13 protein-coding genes and 1 other RNA gene are annotated in these 16,593 nt (G+C 33.8%); 10 read left to right on the top strand and 4 right to left on the bottom strand.

Translation table 11 applies throughout. From position 1 onward, the window contains the following. The first annotated feature begins 235 nt into the window (after positions 1-235). The 7 genes from NSQ92_RS12425 to NSQ92_RS12395 all read left to right on the top strand — a co-directional run bounded on the left by NSQ92_RS12425 (position 236) and on the right by NSQ92_RS12395 (position 7,222). The gene (locus tag NSQ92_RS12425) at positions 236-793 is read left to right on the top strand and encodes a DUF1273 domain-containing protein (RefSeq protein WP_095322300.1); all 558 of its coding nucleotides are present in this window, start codon (positions 236-238) and stop codon (positions 791-793) included. Between the two features lie 75 nt (positions 794-868). Next, positions 869-1,171 carry a cell division regulator GpsB gene (gene gpsB, locus NSQ92_RS12420; protein WP_047940407.1) on the top strand — a complete coding sequence of 101 codons (303 nt, stop codon included), beginning with the start codon at positions 869-871 and terminating at the stop codon, positions 1,169-1,171. Between the two features lie 108 nt (positions 1,172-1,279). After that, an RNA gene (gene rnpB, locus NSQ92_RS12415) (RNase P RNA component class B) lies at positions 1,280-1,659 on the top strand. A 210-nt stretch (positions 1,660-1,869) separates the two neighbouring features. Beyond that, a complete protein-coding gene (locus NSQ92_RS12410; protein ID WP_047940408.1) occupies positions 1,870-3,003 on the top strand; it encodes a THUMP domain-containing class I SAM-dependent RNA methyltransferase in 1,134 nt (377 codons plus the stop codon). 103 nt (positions 3,004-3,106) lie between these two features. Beyond that, entirely contained in the window at positions 3,107-3,277 is a 171-nt protein-coding gene (locus NSQ92_RS12405) for a hypothetical protein (RefSeq protein ID WP_156485380.1), read from the top strand. 220 nt (positions 3,278-3,497) lie between these two features. Beyond that, positions 3,498-5,411, top strand: a complete 1,914-nt coding sequence (locus NSQ92_RS12400) for an ATP-dependent DNA helicase (RefSeq protein ID WP_047940409.1) — start codon at positions 3,498-3,500, stop codon at positions 5,409-5,411. A gap of 308 nt (positions 5,412-5,719) precedes the next feature. Next, positions 5,720-7,222 carry a carboxypeptidase M32 gene (locus NSQ92_RS12395; protein ID WP_412973487.1) on the top strand — a complete coding sequence of 501 codons (1,503 nt, stop codon included), beginning with the start codon at positions 5,720-5,722 and terminating at the stop codon, positions 7,220-7,222. Positions 7,223-7,675: 453 nt separating this feature from the next. Here NSQ92_RS12395 and NSQ92_RS12390 read toward each other — a convergent pair whose 3' ends face one another. Then, positions 7,676-8,128 (bottom strand): chemotaxis protein CheX, encoded by a 453-nt coding sequence (locus NSQ92_RS12390; protein ID WP_047940411.1) that lies wholly within the window; start codon positions 8,126-8,128, stop codon positions 7,676-7,678. A 626-nt stretch (positions 8,129-8,754) separates the two neighbouring features. Between NSQ92_RS12390 and NSQ92_RS12385 the strand changes: the two genes are divergently transcribed. Beyond that, positions 8,755-12,342 carry a dynamin family protein gene (locus NSQ92_RS12385; RefSeq protein ID WP_047940412.1) on the top strand — a complete coding sequence of 1,196 codons (3,588 nt, stop codon included), beginning with the start codon at positions 8,755-8,757 and terminating at the stop codon, positions 12,340-12,342. 28 nt (positions 12,343-12,370) lie between these two features. Then, positions 12,371-13,237 (top strand): sulfurtransferase, encoded by an 867-nt coding sequence (locus NSQ92_RS12380; RefSeq protein WP_047940413.1) that lies wholly within the window; start codon positions 12,371-12,373, stop codon positions 13,235-13,237. A gap of 180 nt (positions 13,238-13,417) precedes the next feature. Here the strand turns inward: NSQ92_RS12380 and NSQ92_RS12375 are convergent, their stop codons facing one another. From NSQ92_RS12375 to NSQ92_RS12365, 3 genes are read right to left on the bottom strand one after another with little or no spacing between them, the layout of a single operon-like run. Then, positions 13,418-14,137 (bottom strand): hypothetical protein, encoded by a 720-nt coding sequence (locus tag NSQ92_RS12375; protein WP_047940414.1) that lies wholly within the window; start codon positions 14,135-14,137, stop codon positions 13,418-13,420. Next, entirely contained in the window at positions 14,134-15,009 is an 876-nt protein-coding gene (locus NSQ92_RS12370; protein ID WP_095259077.1) for an ATP-binding cassette domain-containing protein, read from the bottom strand. The genes NSQ92_RS12375 and NSQ92_RS12370 overlap by 4 nt, the downstream gene beginning before the upstream one ends. Further along, complete coding sequence (locus NSQ92_RS12365; protein WP_047940416.1) at positions 15,002-15,373, bottom strand: GntR family transcriptional regulator; 372 nt, start codon at positions 15,371-15,373, stop codon at positions 15,002-15,004. Before NSQ92_RS12365 ends, NSQ92_RS12370 begins: the two co-directional genes overlap by 8 nt. Before the next feature lie 222 nt (positions 15,374-15,595). On the opposite strand from NSQ92_RS12365, the gene NSQ92_RS12360 reads away from it, so the two are divergent. Continuing rightward, positions 15,596-16,468, top strand: a complete 873-nt coding sequence (locus NSQ92_RS12360; protein WP_341152920.1) for a 5'-3' exonuclease — start codon at positions 15,596-15,598, stop codon at positions 16,466-16,468. Positions 16,469-16,593 lie beyond the last annotated feature (125 nt).

Here is a 16,593-nt window from a genome sequence, read left to right as displayed (position 1 = left end):
GAACACGAGGCATTGCTGCAAACTCGTTTATGTTTATATAAAAATGTGTGGAAATTTATTGGGTAGATTATTTTCATTCATTTTATCAAATACTTATCATATAATGAATCTGTAATGATAGACTGGCTGCGAAACAGCAATCTTTGGCTAAAAAATATAAATTCTTTATGGGATAATATATTTATGATATATTTTATATAACTACTGTAATTGTGAAGGAGTTCCTTAGATTATTATGAAAATAGCCGTCATTTCTGGCTATAAGCCTTTCGAAATTGGAATATTTAAGCGAGACGAATTAGCAGCCGAATACATAAAGATAGCGATTAGAAAGAACTTGCAAGCACTGCTCGAAGAAGGACTCGAGTGGGTATTAATAAGTGGCCAGCTTGGAACAGAGCTATGGGCTGCAGAAGTAGTATACGATTTGCAGATGGAAGAATATCCAGACTTAAAACTAGGGGTGATTACACCTTTCCTTGAACAGGAACAGAATTGGAAAGAGGCAAATCAAGAATGGTATGAAGAAATAATCTTGCAAGCTGATTTTGTTGATTCTGTTTCGAAGAAGCCCTATGAAAGTCCCCAGCAATTAAAAGATAAGAATATTTTTTTACTAACAAAAAGTGATGTGTTACTGCTTTTTTATGATGAAGAGAACCCTGGCAGTCCTAAGTACTTATATGAGCTAGCACAAAAGTATCAGGAGCAAAACTCATATGAAATTCGCAAAATTCAATTTTCAGATCTCCAAGATATTGTAGAAGAAGCAAGGTTTCAGGACGAGTATTAATAGATTTATTGACAAAATGGCGTTTCTTTGAAAAAATAATTGAGATAAATGGTAATCGACTGAGGTGAGCGATAAATGCTATCAGATAAAATGAAATTAACAGCAAAAGATATTTTAGAAAAAGAATTTAAAACAGGTGTAAGGGGCTATAAACCAGAAGAAGTTGATAAGTTTTTGGATTTAATTATTAAAGATTATGAAACCCTTCACCAAGAAATTGAAGAACTGCAGCAAGAGAATTTACGTTTAAAGAAGCTGGCAGAGGAAGCTAGTCGTAGACAGCCTGCTCCAACGACAGCCGGAACTACAAACTTTGATATTTTAAAAAGGTTATCTAATTTAGAAAAGCATGTATTTGGAAGTAAGCTATATGATTAATGTTTTTAAATTTTCTATGCAGTGTTATAGTTGAAAAGCTAATAATTTCCTATAATAACCATTGCATTAGATAGGTAAAACAACTATAATAGCTATTGTATCAATAAAACGCTTTGGTAATCGCTGCAAACCTTGTTTGTAGAGGAAAGTCCATGCTCGCACAAGCTGAGATGCTTGTAGTGTTCGTGCCTAGTCAAAAAATAAGCTAGGGCAGCATATTTATGCTGACGGCAGGGAAAATACCTAAGTCTTCGGATATGGTATGAATACTTTGAAAGTGCCACAGTGACGTAGCTTTGTCAGAAATGACAAGGGTGGAACGAGGTAAACCCCACGAGCGAGAAACCCAAATTATGGTAGGGGAACTTTCTCTGAGGAAATGAACGGAAGAGAAGGACAGAAATTATTTTCTGTAGATAGATGATTACCGCCTTAGTACGAGATGAAAAGTCGCATGAGTACAAAGGAACAGAACATGGCTTATAGAGCGTGATATTGATTATAATGATAATAACATGACAAAGGGTGACACGTAGATTTGTGTCTGATATGCTGGGAGAATTTTTTTCTAATCAGTATGTCATTCATATAATCTGGTCATCCTTTTTATATGGAATATACATACTAATTTGAAGCTATAGAAAAAGCAATAATAATACATAAGAAAATACAGCTAAAATGATGATAAAGGAGTCGTTATGAGAAATTTTGACTTAATAGCTACTGCAGCAATGGGACTTGAAGCAATAGTTGCAAAAGAGGTAAGAGAGCTAGGCTATGAATGTTCGGTGGATAATGGTAAAGTTTTATTTAAAGGCGACGAAAAGGCAATTGCAAGAAGCAATATGTGGCTTCGTACTGCTGATCGTGTAAAGATTAAAGTTGCTGAATTTAAAGCAACAACCTTTGATGAACTTTTTGAAAAAACAAAAGCGATAAAATGGGAAGAATATCTTCCAGTAAATGCACAATTCCCGGTTTCAGGTAAATCTGTCAAATCAAAGCTTTTCAGTGTGTCAGATTGTCAAGCAATAGTTAAAAAGGCGATTGTTAATCGGATAAGCACTCATTACAAGAAAACAGGTTGGCTAGAGGAAAACGGCGCGTTATTTAAGATTGAAGTTGCTATTTTGAAGGATATTGTTACATTAACGATTGATACTTCAGGACAAGGACTCCATAAAAGGGGGTATCGCGCAGGACAAGGGGAAGCACCTTTGAAAGAGACACTTGCTGCTGCTTTAATTTTATTAACTAATTGGACAGCGGATCGACCTTTTGTAGATCCTTTTTGTGGATCTGGTACCATTCCAATTGAAGCAGCTTTAATCGGGCAAAATATCGCACCAGGCTTTAATCGTGATTTTATCTCGGAAACATGGGATTGGATGCCAAATGAAGTATGGGAAGAGATACGTCAAGAAGCAGAAGAAAACGCAAATTATGATCAACCACTTGAAATCATTGGAACTGATATCGATCATCGGATGATTCAAATAGCGCAAGAAAATGCTTTTGAAGCAGGACTGGGAGACCTTATTACCTTTAAGCAAATGCAAGTAAAAGATTTTACCACAATGAAAGATAATGGTGTTATTGTAGGCAATCCGCCATATGGAGAGCGGTTAGGAGATAAACCGTCTGTTCAAAAAATGTATCAGGAAATGGGACAAGCATTTGCACCACTTGAAACATGGTCTATTTATATGCTTACAAGTGATGAAGAGTTTGAAACACATTATGGCAGAAAAGCGACGAAAAAACGCAAACTATTCAACGGATTCATTCGAACAGATTATTATCAATACTGGGGCAAGCGAAAAAGAGACTAACACATAAAGTCTGCTTTTTAGAAAGTTACATCTTATAAATAAGTATATTTTTTGAGTAACAGTATATATTTATTCTATACGTAATTTTCTGGAGGGAAGTTTTATGAAAGATAGTAATATAGATTATACAAAAATAATCGGTGCGTTAAATTCTTCGGTAAATCTAATAGAAGAAGAAGGTATTGCTGATCAAGCTGTTTTACAGCAATTATCAGCAGCACAACAAATGGTTCAGCAGGCCATGACTTATTCCTTATCAAGAGATAGAGGATAAGAAAAAGCAGGACGAAGATATTCCAAAATAATTAATAATGAAATGATGTAAGAGAGGGTGCCTGATTCTTTTGGAGGCAACCCTCTTTTCACTTGAATATTGCAGTCAAATTGACTATGATTAAGGTTCGTCATGAAAAAATTAAGTAAATTATTCATTGCTTATTAAATAGATAAAGATTAAAGACAAACAGCATAATTCGTAGGTCGGAGGGGTTTACATGCAAAATAGCATGCCATTTGAAGTATCAAAAACAGAATCATTTTATGAGAAGCTGGGAGAGTGGATTGGCGATGTCTTTTATGACATTCTTCCAGAAGCAGGTTATGAACTACGAGATGAGCAAGTATATATGGCTTATCAATTAGAAAAAGCGTTTAAGGAAAAGAAAACAATTTTTGCAGAGGCTGGAGTAGGAACTGGAAAGACCTTTGTCTATTTATTATATAGCATTTGTTATGCCCGTTATGTAAACAAGCCTGCCATTATTGCTTGTTCAGATGAGACGTTAATTGAACAGCTAGTAAAAAAAGAAGGCGATATTGCAAAGTTAGAGCAGGCGCTTGGATTAAACATTGATGTTCGTTTAGCTAAATCACGAAACCAATATTTATGCTTAACTAAACTGGATCAAAAAATTACATTGGAAGATACGTATAATACGATTTATGACAGCCTTCCAGATTTTGTGCACGGAACAGGATCATTACAATCTTTTTCACCATATGGAGACAGAAAAGATTATCCAGATTTAAATGATAAGGATTGGGAAGGGGTAGCATGGGATTCCATGCAAGATTGTTTTACTTGTGATAAACGCCATCGCTGTGGGCAGACATTACATCGAGATTATTATCGTAATGCTAAAGATTTAATCATCTGTTCCCATGACTTTTATATGGAACATATTTGGACAAAAGAAGCTAGAAAAAGAGAAGGACAGCTTCCTTTATTACCTGATAGTGCTTGTGTTGTTTTTGATGAAGGACATTTATTAGAATATGCTGCCCAAAGTGCATTAACATACAGATTGACAGAGCAAAACTTAGAAAATCTATTAACACGTTTAATGGCAAACGATGTACGTGAGAAAACCCTAAATATTATTGAGGAAACTATTTATCAAAATGAACAGTTTTTTAGAGAACTAACAGATGCATCCTATAAAACAGAAGGTTCAGATAAACAGGAAATCAAAAAAACAGATCGAGTAATCCAAGCAGGTAAAAAATTGGCAGGCTATATTTCTGAGCTAGAAGAAGAGCTTGTCTTTGAAAGTGAAATGTATGTTATCAATGAGTATGACTTAAAAGTGGTAGAAGAGTATTTAGAGCAGATTTCTCATTCGTTAGGTCTATTTTTAAAGGAAATGAATGGAATAACCTGGTTTGAGGAAAATAACGGGGAAAGAACGCTTGTTATTATGCCAAGACTTGTTCAAGATATTATGCAAGAAGAAGTATTTAGTCAACAAAAACCGATTATCTTCTCTTCGGCAACATTATCTGAGAATAAATCCTTTGAATATATGGCCAAAAGTATTGGCGCAGCTGATTATTTATCGTTTTCTGTTGATTCTCCGTTTGATTATGAAGAGAATATGGCTGTATATATTAAGTCATTCAATCAGAATGAAGACACAGAAAAACAAGCATATTGTTATGAAGAGTTAATAAAAGCAGAAGGTCGATCTCTTGTTCTTTTCAATAGTAAAGAAGATTTAGCTAGGTTTAAGGACAATCTGCCAAAGGAATTTTCCTTACCGATATACTTTGAGGGGGAAAGAGAAATTAGTACCCTTGTTTCAAAATTTCAAAATGAGGAAAATTCAATCCTTTGTGCAGTAAATCTATGGGAAGGACTAGATGTACCTGGGAGATCATTAGAAAACGTATTTATCTATTCTTTGCCATTCCCTCCAAATGATCCGGTTTATAAAAGTAAGCGTGAAAATGTAGAAAATCCTTTTCTAGAAGTTGATTTGCCATATATGGTTTTAAGGCTGCGTCAAGGTGTTGGTCGCTTAATCCGTACACATGAAGATAAAGGTACGATTCATATATGTATGGATGCAAATGTAGCAGGCCTAGTAAAGAATGCTGTAATAGAGGCTTTACCAGTAACAGCAATGTAATTGGTTCAATAATAAAAAGGCTCATAAGAAATTCTAAGTTGTTATCGAACAATGCATGAATAATCTTATGAGTTTTTTTGTATGTTCATTCTTTTATAGGATGGGCCGATTCTGCAAGGGATAACTACAAATCTTCTTTATTAGGAAGAAAAAGTATACAATTATACAAGGTTTTCAAGGCACATTCATCTAATTGTTCGGTTTTATATTTGGTTGGATTACTTATGTCTCAACTCCAAACAATATGTTAAGATAAAATCATACAGATAAGAAAAGAGGAGAGTATATTGTCTATTAATCAAAAAGAAATGGAAGAACAATTTATAAATTATGTGAAGAAGATGGGGGCTTACAATGAAGCACTTGCTCTAATTTACTGGGACTTACGTACAGGTGCCCCAAAAAAGGGAGTAGACCAACGAACAGAAGTAATCGGTGTCCTATCCTCTGAATTATTTGAATTATCAACTTCTGAAGAGCTAGAGTCCTATCTTACTGTCCTTTCTGAGGAAAGTATCCAAGCTCAATTATCACCAATTACAAGAAAGACAGTTGAAGAAATGAAAAAGGAATTTGATCGCAATAAAAAAATTCCTGCAGAGGAACATAAAGAATATGTGATGCTCCAATCAAAAGCGGAAAGTGTATGGGAAGAAGCGAAAGAAAAAGCGGACTTTTCCTTGTTTCAGCCTTATTTAGAAAAATTAGTAGAGATGAATAAACGATTCATTGAATATTGGGGACATAAAGAAAATAAATATGATGTTTTATTAGATATGTATGAGCCTGGTATGACAGTTGCTGTTTTAGATGAAGTATTTTTAGATGTAAAAGATAAAATTATACCGTTAGTTCATAAAATTGCGGCTTCAAAAAATCCCCCGACTACTGATTTTTTATATCAGACATTTCCAGCAAAAAGTCAAGAGGCATTTAGTCTTGATGTATTAAAACAAGTAGGATACGATTTTGACGCTGGACGTTTAGATAAAACGGTGCATCCATTTGCGACTGGAATCAATCCTGGCGATGTTCGAATTACAACTAAATATGATGAATCTGACTTTAGAGTGGCGGTTTTTGGAACAATCCATGAAGCAGGTCATGCACTGTATGAACAAAATATTTCGAAAGAGCTTATCGGAACACCATTATGCACAGGTACCTCAATGGGTATTCATGAATCCCAATCACTATTTTATGAAAATTTTGTGGGAAGAAATCTTGCGTTCTGGAAGCATAATTATGAAGCTTTGAAATCATTTGCTAATGGTCAATTTGATGATGTGAGTGTCGAAGACTTTTATCGAGCTATTAATGAATCCAAGCCGTCATTGATTAGAATTGAAGCAGATGAGCTAACATATCCATTACATATTATGATTCGTTACGAAATTGAGAAAGGCTTATTTGATGGTGATTTCGAAGTGAAGGATTTGCCGGCGATATGGAATGAAAAGTATCAATCTTATTTAGGGGTAGTTCCTGAAAATGATGGAGAAGGAGTACTCCAAGATGTGCATTGGGCAGGGGGAAGCTTTGGATATTTTCCATCCTATGCTCTAGGCTATATGTATGCTGCCCAACTAAAGCAAGTGATGGAAAAAGATATACCTGATTTTGATGCTTTATTAGAGCAGGGTAACTTGCTTCCTGTTAAAGAGTGGCTGAATGAAAAAATTCATCGTTTTGGGAAAATGAAAAAACCGCTCGAAATATTAAAGGATGTAACAGGGGAAGGATTAAACGCCCAATATTTAATTGATTATTTATACAAAAAGTATAGTGATGTTTATCAACTAGATCTGTAATAAATATATTCCTCAATCGTGATAATATAACTTAACTTTTGGGGCATGTTTTTTATAAAAGTAGCTCTCAATAAACCAGAATATAAGCAAAACGGTTAAACTTCTCTCGTTTCCGCACATATTCCACAAATGATAAATATACTAATATATGTTTATGAAGAAGTGGGTGTGATTTATATGGTAAATTATTATTGTAGCTACTGCCTGACTATCTATAAAGAAAAGACAATATGTAAATGCTGCGGGCATAAAGCGGAGAATCTAATAAAAATAGAAGTACAAAGCCATACGGATAGTAAGTAAACAGTAAAAAAAGCAGAAGAAAATGTTTATTCTGCTTTTTTTCGTTTGTTCTATGATAATATGCAATAAGAGTGATCATCATATGGAAAATAACAAACTAGTTATGAGACAAAAAAATTCTGCAAGCTAAAAGATTCTTGAAACAATCCTTTAATTCTCTAAAATTAGCACTATGTTTAATTGACCAATATTTTGAAGTGAAATCGGCAGGGTTAGAGCCTTATCAAACCCTGACAGCTTCGTTTGACCTGCTAAAACAGTAGGCGGTGTAATATCCATTTCAATTCCACTTTGAGATACAAATGTAGATAAATTTCCAGCAAGCATATTACCTAATTCCCCAGAGAAAGATTCCAGCATTGGCCCTTCCAAGAACATTCCATACATGGATTCGCCAATCTTACCAAAAACCTGTTCATTTCCGTCGATAATAATTCGACCACGGAAATCACCTGTTAATCCTATTAAAACCCCTAAAGATTGTAAAATAAATGGTGATACAGTTAAACTTGGCTTCTCAATTTGTTGTTCGCAGGGAATAACACCTTTTACAGCTTCTATAGTTGCGTTTAAAATTTCAGTAGTACTTTTTGTTAATGTCACTTACTATTCCCCCATCCGTCTGATAAAAATATCTTATCATAAATTAGACCTATTTTGTTTATATTTTTTTCGGTAAATAGGTTGTTTTTCATGGTACATATTTCCTATTTTTGTTGATATATCAGGTCTTTTGGGAAAAAATACTAAAAATTGAATAACTTTTTTCTTATTGAAAATGATTTTCAATAGTGATATTATTTAATTGAGATAGAGAATTATTCTCAGCTAAAAAGATAGGGGTGTAACGAATGATTGCTTTTCCAATTGGTTTGACACTTATCAGTTATTTATTTGTTATGAAATACGTTTTACATAATACTATAAAAGCTACGAAATAATAGAAATAACTAATATAAAAGGATTGTATACTGTTTTTTCATTTCAGCACTTTTTACCTGCTTGTAGGAGTGCTGAAAAGGAGAAACAGTTTTTTATTTTTATTTAAACAATAATAATCGAAAAATATTTTCTTATCTTAACGTCAAAAGTATCAGAAGTCCTCGAATAATAAGGAAAATGGACCAAGTTTATTTTGTCTTCGCTTTCAATTTTCAGTTTATTTTACTTTATTGTTATGTGGAAAATAGTTAAAATAAAAGAAATACATAGATGAAAAGGAGTATATCATGCTTTCAACGAATATAGACACATTACATAAATGGGCAGCATTTTACCAATATTTTTTGGCATATGATGATCAACAAACTGCGCAAAGATTACAAGAGCTTATTAAAAAAGCGACAAGACAAGAATTTATTGCAACTTTTTGTGGACATTATTCTGCCGGGAAATCAAGCATGATTAATAACCTAGTTGGTACAACAGTTTTACCAACAAGTCCTATTCCCACAACAGCCAATATAATCCGAGTAAAAAAGGGTGGCAAGCAGCTGAAAGTTTTATACCATTCTAATCAAGCAGATGTTTACAAAGAAGTGCTTGATATCAAAACAGTTTTACAGGCAGCAGAAAGAGTGGAAAATATAAAAGAATTAGAGGTTCAATTAGATACGGAGCTGCTAATAAAAAATGCTATTTTAATGGATACCCCAGGAATAGATAGTACAGATCAAGCTCATCAATTAGCAACGGAATCTAGTATTCATCTTGCAGATATTATTTTTTATGTAGTTGATTATAATCATGTTCAGTCGGAAATCAACTTTGACTTTACAAAGCAGCTTGTGGAGTCAGGTAAGAAATTTGTGTTAATTGTTAATCAGATGGATAAACATCGAGAAGCAGAAATTTCGTTTGCAGATTTTAAGCAAAGTGTATATGATTCTTTTTTATCTTATGGGATAAAGCCAGAGAAAATATTCTTTACCACCTTAATCGAAACGAATTCTTTCTATCAAGGATTGAAAGAATTAAAGAACTATATTATGAGAAAAATGGAAGAACAAGAATTAATACTGCCTTACTCTCTGGAAGAATCCTTTCAAAAGCTATATAAAGATCATATTTCCTTTATAGAAACAAAGAATGCTGAAATAATCGCTCCCTTCGAGGACCAATTATTAGAATTAACAGAAGACGAGTATCATTCTTTAGAAGCAACCTTAGAGACAACCAAAAAAGCCATCCAAACAATGGATGAGGATGAAAATAAAACAGTGATGTCATTAGAAAATGAGTGGCATTCGATTATTAAGAATGCCTATATCATGCCATATAATCTTCGGGAACTAGCTAAATTATATCTAGAATCAGAACAGAAAAATTTTAAAATTGGCCTATTTGGCAGTAAAAGCAAAACGCAAAGGGAAAGAGAAGATAGACTTTCAACTTTTTACATAGAATTGGAAAAGCTTGTTCAAATTCAATTAATAACACCATTATCTCAGTTTTTTGAGAAACAGGGTAAGGCAGAGTTCTTTTCGCAAATTAAAGGACTTACATCTATTTTAAGTACCCAGACATTAAAAGCGTTAGTAAATAAAGAGGCACAGCTTTCCGAAAATTATGTTCTAGTCTATTGTGAAACAGTTGAAAATGATTTGAAGCAGTCTTTCAGAAAAGAAATCACCCAACTCTTTAATCAATGGAAAGAACAACGACAGCAGCAATTACAGAAAGAAAAAGAAAATCTTTTAAAAGAAGAGAAGAAATGGCAAGAGTTTGTAAACTGTAAGATGAAAAAAGAGGAGATGGAGACCAAATGGCAAGAGTGGAAAGAAGAGCTTGAACATCTTTGTGAAATACAAAACGTGGATGCGAGCATTTTGCGAAGGTTACTTGAAACTAACGAGGAAGAGATAACTTATCGGTCACTATCCTCTCCTAAAACAAAAACCGTACAAAAGAATATAAAACCTGCTGAAGTTCAAAAACAAATCGAAAGTAAGGAAATGGATACAGATTTATTATTAAAACAGCTGCGTTTTTTAAGCAGCAAGCTACAACAAGTAAAGGGATTTGCGCATATAGCGAAAAATTTATTCCATAAAGCTGCCATTATTGAAAATCGAACATATACTATATGCTTATTTGGAGCTTTTAGTGCTGGAAAATCTTCATTTGCCAATGCATTACTTGATTATCCCATTTTGCCTGTGTCACCAAACCCAACAACTGCTACAATAAACAGAATATTACCAATTGATGACGAACATCCACATAAAACAGTTATTGTTAAATGGAAGTCAGAGTCAGAAATGCTTAGAGAAATAAATGACTATTTACAGCTAGTGAAGGAAGAGGCAAGTTCTTTAGAAGCTGCACAAAAGATAATAAACACGCTCGCGGCTAATCCAATGGAGAGATATGCCAATGAATTTCGCTATCTTCAAGCTTTCCTAAAAGGGTATTCTGACCATCGTCATTATTTAGGCAGTGAGATCAACATTGAATTAGAAGAACTTGCAAATTATGTGGCAATAGAAGAGACCTCTTGTTTTGTGGCATCCATTGATGTTTATTTTGATTGTAAGATTACGAGAAAAGGAATAACACTTGTTGATACTCCAGGAGGAGACTCCATTAACAGCAGACATACGGAATTAAGCTTTGAATTTATGAAAAAAGCGGATTGTATTTTTTATGTCAGCTACTATAATCATGCATTTTCCAAAGCAGACCGCGCGTTTTTAATGCAGCTTGGACGATTAAAGGATGCTTTTGAAAAAGATAAAATATTCTTTGTCATTAATGCAATTGATTTAGCAAAGAATGAAGAAGAGCAAGCAGCAGTAGAGGAGTATCTACAAGAACAATTGCAATTATACGGGATACGTTCGCCAAGAATTCTTCCTGTTTCTAGTCTCTATTATAAGCATGATGTTTATGGAAAGTGGATGAAAAAAGCAGAAGAGCAAATGTATGACTTTATCGAACATGAGTGGCTGTCCATGATGCTTCAATCTGCTCAGAAAGATTACGTGGAAACAATAGATTTATTAAAAAAATTGGTAGAATCAACTTTTGCGAAAAAAGAAGTAGCAGAACAAGAGTTATCGAGATTGAAGGAGGAAAAACGGATCATTCTATCTCAAATAGAAAATAAAGATTTCCAGGATACACTGGCAAAATTCAAAATGGAAGTAGAGGAACAATTGTTTTATTTAAAGCAAAGAGTGATGTTTCGTTTTCATGAATTAATGAAGGAAGCTTATCATCCATCAATCTTACGAGGAGACAATAAGAAAAGGGAATTATCGCTTGCGACTACTTCGTTTCTCATTCAATTGAATTTTGAATTTGAACAAGAGTTACGAGCAGTAAACCTAAGACTAGATCAACTCTTTTATAAACAAAGAATAGAAGGTTATGAGGAAGTTCGGCATTTGATTCAGTCTATTAATGAAGAAATTCGTTTACAAGAAGAAATAGAAAGAGAGTTAGAATCTAATATAACTTTCCATGCCCCTTTTAAAGAATTAGATACTATCCTTAATAAAATTGGCATGAAATATTACAAAAATCCGAAGAGTTTTTTTGAAAAGAATGAACGAAAGAATATGGGAGTAGAAATGGAACAATTGGTTGATGAGCATGGTAACATATATATAAAAGAACAAATTAACTCCTTTTTTGCTATTTATAAAGAATTATTTGCACAACATTTTGATATACTTCTTGTTAATCTAAAAGAACAAGTAGCCGAATATTATGATGGAAAAACAGCGTTATTAACTGAACATGAAAATATTGAAAAACTAGAGTGGATTATTAAAGAATCAACACAAACAGAGTTTGCGCAGCAAACGAACTAGAAATGAGAACAGTAGTGGAGGAATAATGATGGAATTTGTAAAAAGTGTTGATTGGTTAAATAAAAACATAGATCAGGATGCGATTAGAGTGATTGATTGTCGCTGTGATTTAAAGAATCCTGATGCAGGTTCAGAATGGTATAAAAAAAGTCATATCCCAAATAGTGTTTATTTTCATCTGGAAAAGGATCTTTCCGATCCAATCAGTAATCATGGGGGACGGCATCCATTGCCAGCCATAGAAGAGTTTGTTCATAAGTTAGAAAATATAGGGGTTGGTAAAGATACAACAGTCATCGCCTATGATAATGGAGAAGGGGCATTTTCCGGAAGACTTTGGTGGTTAATGAACTATATAGGTCATTCGAAAACATATATTTTAGATGGTGGCTATAAGGAATGGCTAAAGAAGGACTATCCGACCTCACAAGAAGTCCCTGCATTTTCAAAGAGTAATTTTTCTCCTCTTATTCAGTCTCATATGATTGCCACTTATGAGGAGGTTTTAGCACTAGTAAAAACAAAAGACCAAGATAAGATATTGATTGACTCTAGAGAGCATAAAAGGTATACAGGAGAAATAGAGCCAATTGATAAAAAAAAGGGACATATCCCAGGAGCAATAAACTTTGTATGGACAGAAGGGATAGAGAACGGCTTCTTTTTAACAGAAAGGGAGCAAAAGAATAGATTCTCTTCTCTAGATGCGAATAAAGAATATATTGTCTATTGTGGTTCTGGCATTACTGCTACTCCTAATTATATTTCCTTAAAAATGGCTGGACTAGATAAGGTCAAGCTTTATCCAGGCAGCTTTAGTGATTGGATTTCTTATGAAGAAAATGAAATTGAAACCTGTTCGCCAATTGACTTGAAAGAGGAAAATTCCCTTTGAAAAATATGGAGAATAAGACTATCTTTTGATGAATACGGGAAATGAACAAAAATAGAGCCAAACATTCAAACTTTTAAGTGATTGTTTGGCTTTATTTCCTTGCGGCGGATCCGAATGCTCTCGCTAGTTTTTTAGAGGCTGTCCTCAATATTTATATTCTATTATTTATCTATAGTGTACTTACCTATGAATGACTAAATTATTTTGTTTATATTGTTTGAAATTCAACCGTCCCCCTTTTTCTAAAGGCGCATTTTTCATTAGGGAATAAGATAATAAAAGAAAAACGATTGATAATCCAAATAAGATGGTAACAAATTTTAAATGATGCTCCAAAAATGTAGTTATTAAAGAGCTCATGTCACCAAAAACTACGGCAATTGTTCCGATTATTAGCAGTATTGTAGATACAGCGAGTAAAAATGCTGTGCCATAATTAAACCAAACTGTCTTTGCTATCATTCCTAAACTAAATAAAAAGAAAATCCAAGAAAAATCTATCCAAAAATAAATAAGCCAGTTCGTGGTATGGATGAATTTTGCGAAATGAAAAAGATAATTGCTGCTTGTTAATAGGGTAGTGAAAAAATAGAATAAATTAAGAATTACTCCACCCAAAACACTATAAATGACTGCGGAAAGATAGAAAGCTAATACAAACTGCTTTCTCGTCCCTCCTAATGAAAGGATATATTGATAACCACTAAAATTAATAAATGGGTATAAAAGAAAAACGACAAATAGGGGACCGAACAAGATAAAGGAACCAGATTCTGCTACACCCATATATCCTAGAACATTATAAAAAACAAACAGAGCAAAAGTAATAAAAACGTTGATATAAAATGTCATGCTCATTTCGCGCATCATTAATCGGAATGGTCCTGTAAAAGTATTCATATTTTTTGTCCCTCTTTTCTTGTTGTATAGTTAACAAGATAATCCTGTAATTTAGCTTTTTCTATAGTAACACCTGCATCTTTTGCTTTGGATATCCAGTTGTCCGAATAGACGTCGTCCATCATCACAGTCATTTGTTTTCCGAGTTTTCTTTTCTCTAAAATGGGATATCCTTCTATTAAAGGCTCGATTGCTGAAGCTAATCCAGATAAATGAATCCCACGACTCTTTAATTCTTCTGTTTCCTCATATCGTACGATTGTCTGCTCGTTAATGACGGCAATTTTTTCACACAATGCTTCCATTTCATCAATATGATGTGTCGATAAAATGATTAAACGTGGATCTTCTTCATACGTATTTAAAAGTGCGTTATAGAACTGTTTTCTCATATGAGCATCCAGTCCATTTGTAGGTTCGTCCATGATCGTTACAGGTGATTTACTAGCTAACCCAAGGATGATTTGTAACATCGTTTGCATTCCTTTAGAAAAATTCTTGATTTTCTTTTTTCGTGGAAGTTCGAAAAGAGAAACCAGCTGTTCGGCTAAATCTGCATCCCAGTTTTTATTAAATAATGGACCGAAATATAAGGCATCTTCGACATTCCAAAGAATAGAGAATGGATGATTTTCTTGTATATAAGTGATATTGTGCATTGTTTCTGTATTATTATATGGGGTAATCCCACTTACATTGATTCTTCCAGCATCAATATTCTCCATACCCGCTAAAAGTTTCATAAACGTTGTTTTACCAGAACCATTTCGACCCCAGAGCCCCATGATGATTGGTTCTGTTTCCTCTATACTTACATTCCGCAGAGCAGGCGTATTTCCATATGAAAAAGAGACATTTTCGAGTTTAATCATGCTTATAATCCTCCTTAATTATTTTTAATAATTCTTCTTTTTTTAATTCAAGACGCTTTGCTTCCTCAAACATTGGTTTTAAATAATCGTTGTAGAATTCTTCTTTTCGCTTTTCAAGTAACTTTTGCTTAGCATCTTTAGAAACAAACATTCCAACTCCGCGCTGCTTATATACATATCCAGCTTCCACTAATGCAGCAAGCCCTTTTTGTACCGTTGCACGATTCACTTGATAAAATTTAGAAATTTCGGTGGTGGATGGAATTTGGTCACCTTCTAACAACTCACCTTCGACGATTTCATTTGCAATCATATCTGAAATTTGCTGGAAAATAGGTTTTGAGTCATCAAAAACAGCTTTCACGATCTGCCCCTTCCTTATATTGTTGATTGGTTGATTAGTTGTGTAATCAACTATAAAACAATAACAAAATATTGTCAATATACTTAAGCGGATATTTATTCTTTTAAGTAAGTAATAGAAAAAGAAAAAGCTACCAGCCACAATTTTTGGAGATTCTGTTATAATGAACTAATGGATATAAAGGAGAGATGCATTTTGAACAAGGAGAAACAGGCAAACCTAATGTTAGTAGATGGAATGGCGCTATTATTTCGTGCATTTTTTGCTACAGCAGTAACAGGTCAATTTATGGTCAATACAAAAGGAATTCCAACAAATGCGATTCATGGTTTTGTAAAACACTTTTTCACAGCGATTGAACATTTTAATCCCTCTCATGTGGCGGTTTGCTGGGATATGGGGAGTACAACATTTCGCACAGAAATGTATCCTTCGTATAAAGCGAATCGTTCGGAAGCCCCAGTTGAACTCATTCCACAATTTGATTTAGTAAAGGAAGTTGTCGAAAGTTTTAATGTACCGAATATAGGTGTAGCAGGATTTGAAGCAGATGATTGTATAGGAACGATCGCAAAGCAAATGAAAGGGGAAGCAAATGTCATTATTCTTACAGGAGATCAGGATATCCTTCAATTATTAGATGACCATATTTCCGTAGCTCTATTAAAGAAAGGCTATGGTAATTATATGCTTTATACACCTTCTAGTTTTCAAGAAGAAAAAGGACTAACGCCAAAACAAATGATTGATTTAAAAGGCTTAATGGGCGATACAAGCGACAATTACCCAGGAGTAAAAGGCATTGGCGAAAAAACAGCATTGAAGCTGCTGCAAGTTCATGAGAATATCGAAGGAATTCTAGCTAATTTATCCCTTCTTACAAAGGGACAACGAACAAAGATTGAAGCGGATCTTGAAATTCTCCATTTAAGTAGGCAATTAGCAGAAATTAAATGTGACGTACCAGTGAGCTGTTTGTTAGAAGAAAGTTATCTAAATATCAATCCAGAAAGTGCAGTAAAAAAATTCGAAGAGCTAGAGTTTAAAAGATTTCATCATTACGTAGAAAAGAAAGAAGCACTTACTTTATTTTAATAACAGATTAACCCAAAAGATTAGGCGGAATGTTAATGGAATGTTTCGTATAATCTTTTTTTATTCGTTTTGTTTTTTAAAGGGAAACTAGACATTTACATTTTTACAGCATAACTTTTTCTGTT

Source organism: Niallia sp. FSL M8-0099, assembly GCF_038006945.1.
GTDB lineage: Bacteria > Bacillota > Bacilli > Bacillales > Cytobacillaceae > Niallia > Niallia circulans.
Note: the sequence above shows the minus strand (reverse complement) of the source record. Positions and strands in the feature narration are given on the sequence as shown.

Excerpts from the sequence above, each read along its gene's own strand:
- NSQ92_RS12425 (WP_095322300.1), top strand. The coding sequence starts at position 236 with ATGAAAATAGCCGTCATTTCTGGCTATAAGCCTTTCGAAATTGGAATA.
- gpsB (WP_047940407.1), top strand. The coding sequence starts at position 869 with ATGCTATCAGATAAAATGAAATTAACAGCAAAAGATATTTTAGAAAAA.
- NSQ92_RS12410 (WP_047940408.1), top strand. The coding sequence starts at position 1,870 with ATGAGAAATTTTGACTTAATAGCTACTGCAGCAATGGGACTTGAAGCA.
- NSQ92_RS12405 (WP_156485380.1), top strand. The coding sequence starts at position 3,107 with ATGAAAGATAGTAATATAGATTATACAAAAATAATCGGTGCGTTAAAT.
- NSQ92_RS12400 (WP_047940409.1), top strand. The coding sequence starts at position 3,498 with ATGCAAAATAGCATGCCATTTGAAGTATCAAAAACAGAATCATTTTAT.
- NSQ92_RS12395 (WP_412973487.1), top strand. The coding sequence starts at position 5,720 with ATGGAAGAACAATTTATAAATTATGTGAAGAAGATGGGGGCTTACAAT.
- NSQ92_RS12385 (WP_047940412.1), top strand. The coding sequence starts at position 8,755 with ATGCTTTCAACGAATATAGACACATTACATAAATGGGCAGCATTTTAC.
- NSQ92_RS12380 (WP_047940413.1), top strand. The coding sequence starts at position 12,371 with ATGGAATTTGTAAAAAGTGTTGATTGGTTAAATAAAAACATAGATCAG.
- NSQ92_RS12375 (WP_047940414.1), bottom strand. The coding sequence starts at position 14,137 with ATGAATACTTTTACAGGACCATTCCGATTAATGATGCGCGAAATGAGC.
- NSQ92_RS12370 (WP_095259077.1), bottom strand. The coding sequence starts at position 15,009 with ATGATTAAACTCGAAAATGTCTCTTTTTCATATGGAAATACGCCTGCT.
- NSQ92_RS12360 (WP_341152920.1), top strand. The coding sequence starts at position 15,596 with ATGTTAGTAGATGGAATGGCGCTATTATTTCGTGCATTTTTTGCTACA.